Here is a 15,721-nt window from a genome sequence, read left to right as displayed (position 1 = left end):
GTGAAGTACAGCAGCGAATCCCCCACACGTTCCGGCGTCACGCTTCCTCCCTCGCCGGATGTCCGCCTTGTTCCCCGGAACCGCCGGGCCACGTCGCGCACATGGGATGTACCGGTGCCCACGGAGGGCACGTGGCGGGTGCTCGGCGCGGCCGGGTCCGGAGTATCGAGCCTGCTGATCGACGTGGTCTTGGGCCAGCTCAACGCCGGGGCCGATGCCTCCGGCATCCTCGTCGTCGCCCCGTCCAAGGAATCCGGTTCGCTGCTGCGCAGGGAATTAGCAGAAAACCTCGATGATTATGCGGCGCAAACATCGATGGTGCGCTCGGTGCACTCTTTGGCCTTTGCATTGCTGCGCCAGAGCAGCGAGGAAGAGCTGCGCCTGATTACCGGCGCAGAGCAGGATGCGGTCATCCGCGAGCTGCTCCAAGGCCATGCTGCGGATGGCAGGGGTGCGTGGCCGGAGGAGATGCGGCCGGCCCTGGAGTACGTGGGTTTTGCGCGCCAGTTGCGTGACTTGTTGTTGCGTGCCATCGAACGGGGGCTGGGCCCGACAGAGCTCGAGGAGCTCGGGGAGCGTCATGCTCGGCCCATGTGGACTGCCGCCGGCGAGTTCCTGCGCGAATATGAGCGGACTCAGGCGCTGGCGGGTTCGCATTCCTATTCCGCGGCAGAACTGGTCAGCCAGGTGCTTTTGCGCCCAGAGCTGCTGCGCGAGCACCCGTGGCACACCATCGTGGTCGATGACGCCCAGTTGCTCGACCCGACCTCCGGCCAGCTGATCGCGGAGTTGGCGAAGACCGCCCGCCTCACCGTGATTGGTGGTGACCCTGACCAAGCGGTCTTTGCTTTCCGTGGTGCTAATTCGGAATTCCTCACCACGTGGGAGGCGGAGAACGAGCTGCGCTTAGACTCGACGCACCGCACTCCCTCCCCGGCGTGCGTGAGCGTCGTGGAGTCGCGCGGCACCTTGCGTGATGTCCTGGCAAATACGGTTCGCCGCCGGCACTTAGAAGACGGCGTGGACTGGCGAGATATCGCAGTGATCGTGCGCTCTACCGGGGATATTGGACCTGCCCGGCGCACGCTGCTGTCTGCTGGCGTGCCGGTGCACATCAACCCCACGGACGTGGTGCTCGCTGAGCAGCGCTTGGTCAAGGCGGTGCTTCTGGCTCTACGTGCTTTGGAGAATGAGCTTGAGCCCGTGGAGCTCGAGGACCTGATTACCGGTCCTGTCGGCGGTGCGGACCCAGTCACGCTGCGGAGGCTCATTCGCGGCCTGCGCCGTTGGAAGCCGGAGCAGCGCGGTATGGACACGCTGCGAGAGCTGCTGGATGGTGAGTTGCCGGACTTCAACAACCTCCTGACAGAGCGCGAAGAAGCGATCCTGGCCCGTATTCGCGGGGTGCTATCCGCCGGGCGCGCGGCCCTGCACGCAGGCGCCGCAGTCGAGGAGGTTCTCTGGGAGGTGTGGCAGGCCACTGGTTTGGACACGCGCCTACAGGCGGCAGCCTTGCGCGGCGGTGCCGCGGGTTCGCAGGCGGACCGAGACCTGGATGCCATGATGGCGCTATTCGATGCCGCCGGTGACTATGCCGAGCGCCGCCCGGCGGCCTCCCTAGAGTCCTTCATCCTGCACATCACGGAGCAAGAATTGCCCACCGGCGTGCGGGATCGTCGCTCGGCGCTGCCTGATGCGGTAGAGATCCTCACCGCGCACGGCGCGGTGGGCCGCGAGTGGGACACCGTCATCGTGGCGGGCGTTCAGGAAGGAACGTGGCCGTCGGTAGGGGAGACCGGCTCTCTCTTCGGGCAAGAGGACCTCATCGATCTCCTAGATCGCGGCATCACACCCGGCACCCCAGTCAGCCACGTGTCGGGGCGCTTGGCGGAGGAGCGCCGGCTCTTCCACGTGGCCACCACGCGTCACCGATGCCGCCTGCTCGTCCTCGCGGTGGATTCGCCGGAGAGCGATGTGGCTGAGGAGCCGTCGCGCTTCATCGATGAGTTCCTGTCCGCCCGCGGTGTCGATGTCCCAGGAGCACAAGCGCGCCGGGAAGCGGGTAAGCGGCTGGCGCGCCAGGCCTGGCCACGCGAGCTGGGCCTCGAGGTTCCGGAACCGAATCCAGTGACGTTGCCCAGTGCGGCTAGTGGGGAGGAAGAGCTCGATCCCCTTGACGTCTCCGTGCTCTCGGTTCCCGCCTTCGTGGCGCAGCTGCGGCGTTGCGCTACCGATCCGGAGACGGGTGAGGCCGAGCGCTCCCAAGCGGTGCGGCAGTTGGCCCGTCTGGCGGAGGCTGGGGTTCCGGGGGCGCACCCGGATCAGTGGTGGGCCGCCCGCGGCGTGGCCTCGGAGCTGCCGCTGCATGGTTCCAGTACCGTGTCGCCGTCCCGGGTGGATGCTCTGCTGACCTGCCCGCTCAACGCGGTGCTCGGGCAGCTCGTCGAGGATGACTCAGCGGATATCAACCTACTGCGGGGAAATTTGGCGCATGCTTTCCTGGAGGCGCTGGGCCGGGGAGCTGCCGCTGAGCCTGCGAAGCAGCTCGTGGTTGATGCCTTCGCCGCGCTGCTTGATGGCCCCTCATGGCGCCGCGAGGCTGAGCGCGCGGACTTTGAGCGCCTTATCGACCGCACCCACAGCTGGGTGCTCTCGAGCTCGACGTCACTCGAACCCGTCGGCGTTGAGGTTCCCGTCACCGTGGACATCGGCCCCGATGTCACCATTCGTGGGTTCATCGACCGGCTGGCGAAGGCCGGTGAGGACTACGTTGTGGTGGATCTCAAGACCGGAACAACGGTTCCCTCTAAGGCCAGCGCCCAGGATAATACCCAGCTCATGACGTACCAGCTGGCCCTGGCACACGGTGAACTCGTCACGGCACCAGCAGACTCTGACGGCGAGCCTCAGTCTGTATCCATCCGGACCGGTGCCGGCCTGCCGCGTGGCGGCGGCGTGCTGGTGTACCCGCGATCCAGCGCTGCTTCCGTGTCCACCCGGGAACAAGCCACCAAGCCCCCAGAGGAACTCGAGGAATTTGCGCAGGCGCTACCTGCACTCGTAGCCGAGCTGCGCGGACCGGGGCTGACCGCGCGTGAAAACGCCGATTGTGATCGGTGCCCGATCCGCCCTATTTGCCCTGTGATGAATGAAGGAGCTCTGGTGACCGATGCCTAAGAACCCCACCCAACACTTCAGTCCTGAGGAGCTGGCCAGCGCGCTGGGGAAGCCTTTTCCTCCCACCGCAGAGCAAGCCGCAGTTATCGATGGTCCACTCGGGCCGAAACTGGTCGTGGCCGGCGCGGGCGCTGGTAAGACGGAGACGATGGCCTCGCGCGTGGTGTCGCTGGTCGCAAACGGGTTGGTGCGGCCCGAGCAAGTCCTGGGCCTGACCTTTACCCGCAAGGCAGCCCAGCAGCTGGAGCAGCGCATCCGCCGCCAGTTGCTGACCCTGCGCTCCTCAGGAATCCTTGCTCCGGGCAGCCCAGCGGCAGAGGCAGTGGAGAATATCGCGCCTAACGTCTCCACCTATGACTCCTACGCGGGTGATCTGGTCCGCGAGTATGGCTTGCTCATGCCGGTGGAGCCGAATGCCCGCATTATCACTGAGGCGGAGCGCTATGCCATCGCCCACGAGGTCGTCAGCAACTACACGGGCTCGCTGAGCACCGATAATGCCGTGGCCACGGTCACCGCCACCTTGCTCAAACTGGCAGAGACCATGGACGGGGAGCTCAAGGATCCCCATGATCTGTATGAGCACGAGGACATCTTCCGCAAGACCGCTGAGGACCTAGAGAAGAGCAAGAGGACCAGCAGTGAGTACAGCCAAAAGCTGCAGGGATACCTGGATACCCAACGCCTGCGCCTGGAGTACCTGCCCTTGGTGGAAGCACTGAAGAAGGAACAGGCGGAGCGGGGCGTCATCACCTTCGGCGAGCAGATGTCCATCGCTGCCACCCTGGCCAAAAACTTCCCCCTCTTGGGCGAGCAACAAAGCGCGCGGTATCGCGTGGTCATGCTGGATGAGTACCAGGACACTTCCCACGCGCAGCGCATCCTGCTGCGTTCCCTCTTCGGTGGTAAGCGCGAGGGGCTCTCGGTTACCGCGGTCGGTGACCCCATGCAGTCCATCTATGGCTGGCGCGGGGCGACGGCGGAAAACCTCGAGGCCTTCGTCACGGACTTCCCGCAGGCTGACGGCACCCCGGCGCCCAAAGACCAGCTGACCACCTCCTGGCGCAACCCCTCGACGGTGCTGGGAATGGCCAATGACGTGGCCTCGAAGCTCTTCTCCGAAAGCCCGGGTGAGCGGCCGGTGGATGAGCTATCGCCGAAGCCCACCGCGCCGGCAGGCACGGTGGAGCTGGGCTATTTCGCCTCCGAAGATGAGGAACGAGACTTCATCGCAGAGCACCTGCGTCAGCTCTATGAGTCCACGCCGGAGGGTGAGGATCTCAGCGCCGCAGTACTCGTGCGCACCAATAAACAGTCGCCGTTGATCGCCGCGGCCCTGGACAAGGCCGGGGTCCCCAACGAAATCTTTGGTCTCGGCGGGCTGCTCTGGCAGCCGGAGATCCAAGACCTCGTAGCGGTGGCCACCTTGCTGGTGCGTCCGCAGGACACCGCGGCGGCGCTGCGCGTGCTGACCGGGCCGATGTGCGGCCTAGGTATCGCCGACATCCAGGCGCTGCATTCGCGTCAGCGCAACCTTGCCGGTGCTGCGGAGGGGCGCACACGCTGGGAGGGCGGTGATCCCCTGGAGCACCTGGCTACCCAAATCGAGGACATCACCGCAGAGGGGCCTGACCAGGTGCTGGGGCTTGCCGACGCCCTCGCAGACCTCGGCGAACGCGAGCGCTACAGTGCCGAAGGCCTAGAGCGCATGGAAGAGGTTTCCTCCAAGCTGCGCTACCTCCGCACCTATTCCCTGGGAAAGTCGCTCAACGACATTGTCGCCGATATTGAGTTGCTCTTTGGTCTGCGTACCGAGGTCTTAGCCTCCGGGAAGCCAGGCGGGGCAACACACCTCGACGCCTTCGCCGACGTCGTCGCTGGTTTCCACGGGGAGGGCCTAGCCGGGCTCCTGGACTATCTTGAGCTGGCTAAGGAGAAGGAAGACGGCCTTGAGTTGGGAGAGGTCCCGCTCGTGCGCAACCGCGTCCACATCATGACGGTGCACAAGGCTAAGGGCTTGGAATGGGAACACCTCTGCGTGGCACACGCGGATTCCACAAGCTATAAGGCGCAGGCGGAGACTTTCCTGACCAAGATCGAAAAAGCACCGGGTGATGAGGATGTCATCGATGTCCCCGAGGACGCGGTGACACGCTCCGACTTCGACAAGGCGTGTGAGGCTTTCAAGGAACAAAACCGCGAGTTCCAAGCAGAGGAAGCAGCCCGCCTGTTCTACGTGGCAATGACCCGCACCGAGTCCACCCTGACGGTGACTGGCTCCGGAACCAATAAGGCGAAGGGCAAGAGCAAGAAGGGCCCGTATTCCTACCTGCAACTGCTGGCGGATAAGCACCCAGAGCTCGTCGTCCACTGGGAGGTCCCCGAGAACCCCGTGGAAGACGAAGAGCGTTCTGTTACGGAGGCCTCCTTCCCTGCACTAACCCCGCAACCGGAAGCGCTCAAGGCCGCAGACGCGGTGCGCGCGGCAATGGAGAACCTGCCACCGCTGCGCGATGGCGAGGTCTTTGGACTCTGGGAGCAGGAGGCGAGCGCGCTCATCGAGGAACACAAAGCCCTCCAAGCCCCGGTGGTCGATGTGGAGCTGCCTGGCGAGTTGACAGCCTCCGACATGGTGGCGATGTCAGCGGATCCCACTCAGTTTGCCCGCCGCCAGCGCCGCCCCATTCCCTTCAAACCTAACTCCTATGCCAAGCGCGGCACCGCCTTCCACGCCTGGCTGGAGGATCGGTTTGGGGCGCCCGCCTTGCTGGGGGAGGATGAGCTGCCCGGTTCTCATGATGAACCGGACCACGACTTGGAGTCCCTCAAGAAGTCCTTCCTAGCCTCGGAGTGGGCACAGCGCACGCCTGCCTATGTGGAAGCGCCTTTTGAGATCACCATTGGGGACTCGGTAGTCCGCGGCCGCATGGACGCGGTTTTCCAGCAGCCGGATGGTTCCTGGCTCATCGTGGACTGGAAGACTGGCCGCCGCCCGCAGGGCGCTGCACTGAACTCGGCGCAGATTCAGCTGGCTGTCTACGCAGAAGCTTGGCGGCGCATCCATGGCGTGGAGACGGTCCGCGCGGCGTTCTTCTATGTGCAGGAGAACTACCTTTTGGAGCCGGATGACTTGCCCACTGGAGCACGGCTGGCTGAGCTTTTAAGCTCTGCAGTTTCCACGCCACCAGGGTTGAGTCTAAGGTAGTCTCACGAGGAAATCCGCATCATCTAGGGAGGTTGGCGCTTCGTGCCCAAGCACTTAAGAAAACGCATTACGTCGCGTTTTTTATCGCAGGTTGAGCTGACCTCGCAGCCTGACCACGCGTTGCTCGATGTCATCACGATTCCGCGCACGCAAAGCACCAGCCCGTGGAAGCAACTGGCGCGCCGCGTGATATGGGCCATGGGGCTGATGGTCTTTGTCACCATCATCGTCTTTTTCGACGGTGACGGGTATAGCGAGGATTTGTCTTTCTTGGATGCCGCTTATTACTCAGCGGTGTCGTTGACCACTGTGGGCTACGGCGATATTGTCCCCGTGACCCCCACCGCGCGTTTCATTAACCTTATTATCGTCACCCCGGCCCGCCTGCTCTTCCTTGTTTTGTTGGTCGGTGCTACCTTGTCGGTTCTGACGGATCGAGCCCGTCGCACGTTTGAAATCCAGAATTGGAGAAAGCAATTGCGTAACCACACCGTCGTCATCGGCTATGGCACCAAGGGCGCCGGTGCGGTCGCCGCGCTGATCGCCGACGACGTCCCAGCCTCCCAAATCGTGGTCGTAGACAATAACCGTGCGGCCCTAGCCAGTGCCGAGCACCACGGCCTCGTCACCATCTATGGCTCCGGAACCAAGCAGGACGTCCTGCGCATCGCCGGTGCGCAGCACGCCTCCTCCGTGGTGGTGACTCCGTCCACGGACGATACCGCGGTGCTGTGTACGTTGTCCGTGCGCGAGCTTAACCCTAAGGCCAAGGTGGTCGCGTCTGTGCGTGAATCTGAAAACCGCCACCTTCTCCTCCAATCCGGCGCTGATTCGGTGGTGACCTCGGCGGAGACGGCCGGCCGCCTGCTGGGCCTTGCTACCGTAACGCCAACCGTGGTGGAGATGATGGAGGATCTCCTCTCACCAAATGAGGGTTTCTCCGTGGCGGAGCGCGCGGTGCGCGAATTCGAAGTGGGCTCTAATCCACGACACCTCGCAGACATTGTTCTGGCGGTCCTGCGCAACAACGAGCTACACCGCGTCGACACGGCAGATGCGTACGCGCTCAAGCCCGGTGACCGCCTGCTCTATATCAAGCACGAGATGCAGCAGGCCGCGGAAGATTCCGATGAAGACGAGGACGAAGGCAACTAATGTTCCTTCCTGTCACCGAGACCGGCCGCGTCCCGGTTACGCCACAGGGCCAGCCGGTCTTTCTGGCTGAGCCGGCGGGGGACATCGTGGTCACGGCCGGGGCCATCCATGCTTTCCTACTGGGCACCGAGGCCGCCGAGCGGCTCGGCGCGCTGCGTGATGCCACCTTCTTTAACAGTCAGCGCGACATCCTCAAAGCCCTGCATCTGATCCGTAACCGTCGGGAAGCGCGCTTTGATCCGCGCAGCGGCCGCGAGCTGTCTTATCCCGCGCCCGGGGCGGTGGGGCGCGACGGCGAGCGCCTCGTGTTCCCACGCCTTGATCCCGCAGTCATCGGCATTATCCGTCACGCAGAGTCGGACCAGATCCTGTTGGCGCGTAACCGCCACCGTCCTAACTTCTTCTCCTTGATTGCCGGCTATGTGGATCCCGGTGAGACCCTCGAAGAAGCGATGATCCGGGAGGCACTGGAAGAGACCGGCCGCCGCGTGGAGTCAGTCAAGTACTGGGGTTCACAGCCGTGGCCGCCGAGCGGTTCGTTGATGGTGGGCTTTTCCGCGGTCACGGAGGATGTCCAACCCGTGTGCGATACTGACGAAGAGCTCGCTGAGGTGCGGTGGGTGTCCCGCGCCGAGCTTCCAACATTGACCATTGCCCGCCAGGGCTCAATTGCACACACGATGATTATGGAGTGGTTCCACGGTGATGAGACCGGATCTGTCCCTGCTCGATGAGGACCAACGGGCCGCCGCCACGGCGCCGCGCGGCCCGGTCTGCATCCTGGCCGGTGCCGGAACGGGCAAAACTCGCACGATCACCTATCGCATCGCCCACATGGTGGATCAGGGCTTCGTCAACCCGCAGCGTGTTCTGGCTGTCACTTTTACCTCTCGTGCCGCGAGTGAAATGCGCGAGCGTCTCAACCAGATGGGTGTCGGGGGAGTGCAGGCTCAAACCTTCCACGCCGCGGCGCGCCGCCAACTGAAGTACTTCTGGCCGCAGGTCGCCGGGGATCTGCCGTGGCAGCTCATCGATAATAAGTTCAGTCTGGTTGCACGTGCGGTGCGTTCGCTCGGTCTGGACAATAACAAGGACACCATCCGTGACTTCCTGGGGGAAATCGAATGGGCGAAGTCTTCGTTGATCAGCCCCGAGGGCTATCCCGGCGTCATCGAGTCCACGGACCGTGAAGCACCGGGGGATCCGGCTAAGGTGGCGGAGGTCTTCCGCCGCTACGAGGATATGAAGGCCACCCCGGATCTCATGTACCTTGATTTCGATGATTTGCTCATGCACATCGCGGGCGCCATCGAGAACGTACCTGCGGTGGCGGAGGTCTTCCGTGAGCAGTACCGCACCTTTGTCGTCGATGAGTACCAAGACGTGACGCCGCTGCAACAGCGCGTGCTGGAGGCCTGGCTGGGGGAGCGCGATGACCTGACGGTCGTGGGCGATGCTAACCAGACCATTTATTCCTTCAACGGAGCTTCCCCGGAGTACCTGCTGAATTTTTCCCGCACGTATCCGCAGGCCACGGTGGTAAAGCTGCAGCGAGATTACCGCTCCACTCCGCAGGTGACGGATTTGGCCAACGAGGTCATCTCGAAGGCCACGGGCCGCGCGGCGGGAACCCGCCTGGAGCTGCAAGGTATGCGCGAGCCTGGCCCCGAGCCCACTTTTAAGGCCTATGAGTCTGAGGAGATCGAAGCCAAGGAGGTCGCGGGCCAGGTTCTGACTTTGCTCAACCAGGGCGTGAAGGCTTCCGAAATCGCAATTCTCTACCGCATCAACGCGCAATCAGAGCAGTTTGAGCAGGCGCTTGCCGACGCCGGAGTGGTCTACCAAGTCCGCGGCGGCGAAGGATTCTTCCGCCGCCCCGAGATCTTGGAGGCCATCCGCGTGCTCATCGCTGCCACGCGCCGTGATGATCTGCCGAATGACCCTGTGGCCGTGGCACGTGCGGCCTTCGTGGAGCTGGGGCTGTCCGCCACGGAACCGCAAGGCGCGCAGGCCCGCGAGCGCTGGCAGTCGCTCACGGCGTTGGTGGATCTCATCGCGCAGATCGTAGAGGACCACGAAGGGATCGACCTGCCTGGCGTGCTGGGGGAGCTGCACCGCCGATCCGAAAACAAGCACAACCCCACGATGGAGGGCGTGACCCTAGCGACCATCCACGCTGCCAAGGGCCTGGAGTGGGATGCGGTGTTCTTGGTGGGGCTCACCGAAAAACTCTTGCCCATCAACCACGCCATCAAGGCCGGCGATGAGCACGTGGAAGAAGAGCGCCGGCTGTTCTATGTCGGCATTACCCGTGCGCGCGAGCACCTGGCTTTGTCGTGGGCGTTAGCCAAGACCACCGGTTCGCGGGCCTCGCGTGAGCGAACTCGCTTCCTTGACGGCGTGGTGCCGGGAATCGAGGAGAGCCAGTCATCGAACCGTCGCTATCGCCCGCGCCGCTGCCGCGTGTGCTCGGGCCAGCTCAGCAGTCCCGCCGAAAAGGTTCTGGGCCGCCACGAGTGGTGCGAATATGAGGGCGATGAGGATGTCTTCAACGCGCTGCGCGCCTGGCGCGCGTCCGTTGCTAAGGACTCCCAGGTTCCTGCCTACGTCGTGTTTTCCGATGCCACCCTGCAAGCCATCTCGGAGGCGCTTCCCGCCAGCGAGGCCGAGTTGCTCGACATCTCCGGGGTAGGCCCCTCCAAGCTGGAGCGCTACGGCGCGGAGGTGCTGCAGATCATCGCCTCGACCCGGGGTTAGGCACCGGCGCAGTACGTACAGCGCGGGTGCTCCATCAGCAGCCGGTGTTGCTCGATCCCGTAGGGGTCTATCTCCTTAAGCTCCCCGGCTAACGGCTTGCCGCCGGGAGCCCCGGGCGGGGCGGGCCTTCCCAAAAGGCGGCGGATGGTGACCGCAGCATGCATCACTATTGCGGTGCGCACGATTGGATCCCCCGGCGGTTCTACCGCGGCGGCGCGGCGCGCCACCTCGTGCCACTGCTCGTCCGCATCGATGCGGTGCAGATGCGCGCACAGTGGGCAAGGCCCCGCGCCGGACACCCGGACCGGACCGATGATGCCGCGGGCATCCAACATCGATACCGGCAGCCACGTCGCCGAGGATTTGTGCAGGGCTTGTGCCCATTCCGTGGCGCCGTCCAACATGTCGACGGCCACGATCGGCAGGTACCCGGCCACGTTCGCGATGTACTCGGAGGGTGTTTCGCTGTGGAGAGGGGAGCGGGGCTGGAAGGAATCGTTAAGGAGGACATCGCGCAGCTCATTGGCGAGGGCCGACGTACCCAGCACGGCCACGCGCTGCGGCTGGGGCGCTGGCCATAGAACCCGGTAACTGATCAGATCATCAACCAGGCTGCGGGCAGCGGACGGGCTCGTGCCCGTATTCTCTATGGATTTTTCAATGGTCTGCCGGGTCAGCGGGGTGCGCAACCGATTGAGCAGGCGTGCCAGTTGTGGGTGGGCCTCGAACACGCCGACGCGCGTGGCATCCATCCCACACTGGAGCATCCCGGGCTCGCGCTCCAGGATTGTGGTTTCCGGCGCCAGCATATACGTCTGTGCAGACATGGTTTCCTCCCCGTTGATGACCCACCCCAGCTGTGCTTAGCCATCATTGCACCACAGGTAGAATGCCCTGTCATGTCGAACAACCCCGAGGTCCGTGTCATTCGCTCCGCCCGGCGCCGTCGCACCGTCCAAGCCCGCGTTGTTGATGGCGTTCTCGAGGTGCGCATTCCTGCCTGGATGTCGGCAGCAGAAGAACAGAAAGCAGTGGATGAGATCGTGGCGAAGGTGCGTAAGAAGCACACCTCGTCGCAGCGCTCCGATGCCTCTCTCACCGCCCGCGCACGCACGTTGAACACTCGCTATTTGGAAGACCGCGCCACGGTGGGATCCATTCGGTGGGTCAGCAACCAAAAATCCCGCTGGGGCAGTTGCACTACCTCAACGGGAGATATTCGGATTTCTGACCGGCTGCAGGACGTCCCCGACTATGTGCTCGATGCGGTCATCATCCACGAGCTGACACACACCTTCATTCCGGGCCATGGCCCGGAATTTTGGGAGTGGGCCGACCGCGCCCCCAAAGCAGAACGCGCGAAGGGGTACCTCGAGGCCTACCAGCGTTTCCGCTAGTTCTCTTCCTCCGGCCCGTCCTTTTTGTCCTCGTCGCCGTCGGCGTCTGCGCCCTCACCAGCGCTATCGCTGGCATCGTCCCCGGCATCCTGCTGGCGGAGCATCTCCTCCAACTTGGAGAATTCTGCCTCAAAGCCCTCATCAGGATTGTCATCGAGCAACCCGTCGATGAAGGACGCCGGGTTCTCCAAGTGCTCGGCCGTGGGCAGAAGATCCGGATGGTCCCAGGCGGAATCGCGCTTATCGGCGCCCACCGCGACGGTGGCGCGGCGCCACAGCTCAGCGGCGGCCTCCACCTTCGGGGCGTTGAGTTCGATGCCGACGACCTGGGAGAAGGCCTTCTCCGCGGAGCCGCCAGTGGAGCGGCGGTGCGCCCACGCCTCAGTCATTGCCTTCGTAGACGGGATGCGCTCTCCCAGGGCCTCGGTCACCACGTGCTCAACCCAGCCCTCGACGAGTGCCAGGAGGGTCTCCAAGCGGGAAGCCGCTCCCGCGTTGCGCGAGGTGATCCGCGGGGACAGGTCCATGCCCTGCAGCTTGTTCATCGCGTCCTGGATGGCCTGCGGGTCACCGGATTCCAGGTTGAGCTCGCGTGTGGCTTCCTCGATATGGGAGGTATCGATGACCAAGCCCATGGCGTATTCCTCGACGGAGGAGACGAGGCGCTCGACCAACCACGGCACATGCTTGAACAGGCGCTGGCGGGCGGCTTCACGGGCGCCGATGTAGACGAGTACTTCCTGGCCCGGAACGTTGAGATCGCGCGCGATGGCCTGAATATTGTGCGGCAAGAGTGCGGTGGTGCCTGCGGGGGAGACCGGCAAACCGAAGTCAGAACCGGTCAGCGCCTGGGCAGCCAGATCACCGAGGGCGTGGCCCAGCTTCATGCCGAAGTTCATGCCGGACATCGAGTTCATCATCGAGGTCATCGGGCCCATCATCTCGCGGGCCTCCTCCGGCAGGGATTCCAACTGCGCGGAATTCATGTGTTCGGCTACCGGAGTGACCATGCGCTGCCACATCGGCAGCGTCTCATCCAGCCACTGCGCGGAATTCCACGCGGTCACGGTGCCGGACGCGGTGGGCAGAATCGTGGCATCATCCAGCCACAGTTCTGCCAGCCGCACGGCTTCTTGCACAGCGGTGCGGTCTTGCTCGCTGACCTCTTTATCGCGGGAGATCTGCTGGTGCGCGATGCGCTTGGCCAAGTCATAGTTGACCGGGCCAGCACCCTCCGGGGAGTTCATGGAGGAACCCATGCCGGACAGCATCTGGCCGAACTGATTCAACAGGTCTCCTAGGCCACCGTTGCCCGCGCTGAAGCCGAAGGCGCCGAACGGGTTCTGGTCGCGACGATCGTTATCATCGTCATCGTCGTTATTGGGGAAGGAAAAACCGAATCCGTTGCTCATGGGCCCTAATCTACTAGGTTTCCTAGCGCGGATTCTAGGACCACGGCAACGCTGAGAGCGAACAGGCAGCCTAAGGCTGTAGGCTGATCCTCCGTGAAAACCCCGCAGAACCCCCGAGCCCGCCGCCTGTCCACCCTCACGTGGGGAGCCATTCCGGTGGTGTTGACGGGAGCCCTGCTCAGCGTCGACCACATCCCCGGCACCGATATCACCCTGTCGGTTCCTTATGCCGCCGAAGGACCGGGGCCTACCGTGGATACCTTGGGCGAGGTGGAAGGGGAGCCTGTCGTTAACGTCGAAGCCCCGGAAACGTTTCAGCCGCAGGGGCATCTCAACATGACCACGGTCTCTGTGCGCACCAACATGACGCTAGCCCAGGCCCTGGGCCGGTGGCTGTTGACGGATGACACCATCGTCCCCATCGAGAATGTTATCCCGCAGGGCAAGACAGATAAGGAGGTCCAGGAGGCCAATCAGCAGGCCTTTACCCAGTCCGAGTCAGCGGCCACGGTCGCCGCCATGGACTATCTGGACAAGCCCGTGCGGATTGAGGTCGCACAAGTCCTCGACGACGGCCCCGCAGCAGGCGCGCTTGACGACGCCGACATCATCACCACCGTCAACGGTGACAAGGTCACGGAGCCTGGCCAAGTGCAAGAGAAGATTCGTGCTCTTCAGCCTGGCGATGAGGTGGAGCTAGGCATCGTTCGCAAGGGCGAGGAAAAGACTGTCGGGGTCACCCTCGGCTCCCACCCAGAGCAGGGGGACGTGGCCCTGCTAGGCATCCTTATGACCTCGGTGCCCACCGAGGAAATCACGGTGGACTATAACCTGCAGGACATTGGCGGGCCCTCGGCCGGCATGATGTTTACGCTGGCGGTGATTGACAAGCTTTCCAGTGAGGACCTCACCGGCGGCCGCTTCGTTGCCGGCACCGGCACTATCGGCGAGGACGGAGAGGTCGGCCCCATCGGTGGCATCGTCCATAAGGTAAATGCAGCGCAGGAGGCGGGCGCCGAGCTTTTCCTCGCCCCAGCCGATAATTGCGCGGAGGCGGTTAGCCGCAAAACGGGCGACATGGTGGTGGCCAAGGTCCACACGCTGGATGATGCCATCGAGGCTATGCACAACTTCGCCGAGGGAAGCCCCGTCGAGACCTGCGAAGGCTAGACCTTAAGGAAGTTGCGGCCCTAGACCAAGCCAAGCTCCTTGAGGCGCTCTTCCGGATCGTCCTGGTCCGTGGAAATCATCTGCTGCATGATGAGGCCCTCATCGTTATCCACCACGGTGAGGATGGCCGTGTTACCCAACATGGACCAGCCCACGACGCGGCTTCCGCTGTCCTCGATGACACGGGAGCTGCGCAGCTCGGTGAGCACCTGGGTGGTCTGGGAAGCCTTGGTCTTCGACTTGAAGAACTGGAACTGGCCCACCTCCGAGCCGGAGCAGTTGAAGGAATCCGTCACGCCGTTGGGATCGCAGCGGTCGAATTGAGCGAAGATCTCCTCTGGGACGAGGCCGCCAAAGATCTCATAAGCCTGTTCCACAGAGTCGGTGAACTTGCCGCTGGGCTCAGCGGACTCGCTGGCGTCCTTGTCTTTGTCCTTCCGAGCAGCGGAGCTTCCTGCTGTCGAGGATTCATCCTCCGCTTCCGAGCTGTCTGCAGACTCGGACGCAGCGGGAGTGGTCGTCTCGGATTCCTCGGCGGAGGTGGCCGGGGCCGGCGCGCTGGTCTTCTCCGCGGCGGTGGTTGCTTCGCTCGCAGGTGCCGGCTCAGGGGAGGGCACATCGTCCTTCCCACATGCGGTGAGCAGGCAGCCGGTGGCAAGCACGGCCGAAGCTGCGGCGGTGAAGCGGGATGTCAAGCGCACGAGAGACTCCTCTATCAATTGCGTGCCCAGCCCGGAGAGCTGAGCACTAATGGCCACTGCATTCTGAGTTTAGTCGATTAGAGTATCTCTTCCGGATCCTGCTCCAACCCGTAGCGCAGGGCAGCGATGACGCCCGGTGCCACATTCGGACCACCGCGCAGCTGAATATCATCTTCCGCGAAGGGGCCGGCCTCAGCGAGTTCCTCCTCGGTCGGACGCAATTGCAGCAGGGTGAGCTCGGGGCCGTGGCCATCGACATCCTCGGCGTCGGCCGTGGCGCTACCGTCCATGGCGGTAGCCCGCAGCACTCCGGAGAAGAGGCGGGCAGGGCGGGCGTCGGCAAGCGCGGCGTCCGAGGTGTCCTTAAACGTGATCTCCTGTGCCAGGATGACCCCGGCGATCTCCTGTGGCCAAGCTAGGCGGGAGACGTAGTCGGCGAGGTGCTCGGAACCCGGCTCGATGCCTTCCGGCAGCTCCTGCACCACGAGGGTGAGGGGAGAGGAGTCGTCGACGTCGCCGAGCTGGGCGGCCACCAGCTCAGTGGGGACGAGAGCAAAAAGGGTAGGAGGCGCATCCCAGCCCTCGGCGTGGATGAAGTCCACGGCTTCGCGCATGGCCTTGTTGAGCGCGCGGTGTACAGCGGGCTGGGAGGAAGGTTGGGAACTCATAAGCGTCCTTGTTCGTTGACGGTCATAGTGCTTCTCTAGACTAGAAGCTTGATACCTCTATATTCGCACGACACTTGAT

11 protein-coding genes are annotated in these 15,721 nt (G+C 63.7%); 7 read left to right on the top strand and 4 right to left on the bottom strand.

What is annotated here, in order from left to right:
* Genes HMPREF3009_RS05895 through HMPREF3009_RS05875 form a run of 5 tightly spaced genes read left to right on the top strand, consistent with a single transcriptional unit; the run spans nt 1 to nt 10,294 of the window.
* Complete coding sequence (locus HMPREF3009_RS05895; protein ID WP_083312717.1) at nt 1-3,177, top strand: ATP-dependent DNA helicase; 3,177 nt, start codon at nt 1-3, stop codon at nt 3,175-3,177.
* On the top strand, nt 3,170-6,382 hold the full coding sequence (locus HMPREF3009_RS05890; RefSeq protein ID WP_070680658.1) for an ATP-dependent helicase: 3,213 nt from the start codon (nt 3,170-3,172) through the stop codon (nt 6,380-6,382). The genes HMPREF3009_RS05895 and HMPREF3009_RS05890 overlap by 8 nt, the downstream gene beginning before the upstream one ends.
* A 42-nt stretch (nt 6,383-6,424) precedes the next feature.
* Nucleotides 6,425-7,537: a potassium channel family protein gene (locus HMPREF3009_RS05885; RefSeq protein ID WP_049156104.1), complete on the top strand. Its 1,113-nt coding sequence runs from the start codon at nt 6,425-6,427 to the stop codon at nt 7,535-7,537.
* A complete protein-coding gene (locus HMPREF3009_RS05880; RefSeq protein WP_070680655.1) occupies nt 7,537-8,271 on the top strand; it encodes an NAD(+) diphosphatase in 735 nt (244 codons plus the stop codon). Before HMPREF3009_RS05885 ends, HMPREF3009_RS05880 begins: the two co-directional genes overlap by 1 nt.
* A complete protein-coding gene (locus HMPREF3009_RS05875; RefSeq protein ID WP_158397690.1) occupies nt 8,243-10,294 on the top strand; it encodes an ATP-dependent DNA helicase UvrD2 in 2,052 nt (683 codons plus the stop codon). The genes HMPREF3009_RS05880 and HMPREF3009_RS05875 overlap by 29 nt, the downstream gene beginning before the upstream one ends.
* Here HMPREF3009_RS05875 and HMPREF3009_RS05870 read toward each other — a convergent pair.
* Complete coding sequence (locus HMPREF3009_RS05870; protein ID WP_046647470.1) at nt 10,291-11,121, bottom strand: hypothetical protein; 831 nt, start codon at nt 11,119-11,121, stop codon at nt 10,291-10,293. The genes HMPREF3009_RS05875 and HMPREF3009_RS05870 overlap by 4 nt on opposite strands.
* Before the next feature lie 72 nt (nt 11,122-11,193).
* On the opposite strand from HMPREF3009_RS05870, the gene HMPREF3009_RS05865 reads away from it, so the two are divergent.
* On the top strand, nt 11,194-11,691 hold the full coding sequence (locus HMPREF3009_RS05865) for a M48 metallopeptidase family protein (RefSeq protein WP_070680654.1): 498 nt from the start codon (nt 11,194-11,196) through the stop codon (nt 11,689-11,691).
* Here the strand turns inward: HMPREF3009_RS05865 and HMPREF3009_RS05860 are convergent.
* A complete protein-coding gene (locus HMPREF3009_RS05860) occupies nt 11,688-13,103 on the bottom strand; it encodes a zinc-dependent metalloprotease (protein ID WP_070545179.1) in 1,416 nt (471 codons plus the stop codon). The genes HMPREF3009_RS05865 and HMPREF3009_RS05860 overlap by 4 nt on opposite strands.
* A gap of 93 nt (nt 13,104-13,196) precedes the next feature.
* Here HMPREF3009_RS05860 and HMPREF3009_RS05855 point away from each other — a divergent pair, with 93 nt between their 5' ends.
* Nucleotides 13,197-14,273: a YlbL family protein gene (locus tag HMPREF3009_RS05855; protein WP_070680651.1), complete on the top strand. Its 1,077-nt coding sequence runs from the start codon at nt 13,197-13,199 to the stop codon at nt 14,271-14,273.
* Between the two features lie 20 nt (nt 14,274-14,293).
* Here HMPREF3009_RS05855 and HMPREF3009_RS05850 read toward each other — a convergent pair whose 3' ends face one another.
* Nucleotides 14,294-14,974, bottom strand: coding sequence for a hypothetical protein (locus HMPREF3009_RS05850; protein WP_049156211.1), 681 nt, complete (start codon nt 14,972-14,974; stop codon nt 14,294-14,296).
* A gap of 77 nt (nt 14,975-15,051) precedes the next feature.
* Entirely contained in the window at nt 15,052-15,642 is a 591-nt protein-coding gene (locus HMPREF3009_RS05845) for a PPA1309 family protein (protein WP_070680648.1), read from the bottom strand.
* Nucleotides 15,643-15,721 lie beyond the last annotated feature (79 nt).

The sequence above is a fragment of the Corynebacterium sp. HMSC034H07 genome, from assembly GCF_001815175.1.
GTDB lineage: Bacteria > Actinomycetota > Actinomycetes > Mycobacteriales > Mycobacteriaceae > Corynebacterium > Corynebacterium hiratae.
Note: the sequence above shows the minus strand (reverse complement) of the source record. Positions and strands in the feature narration are given on the sequence as shown.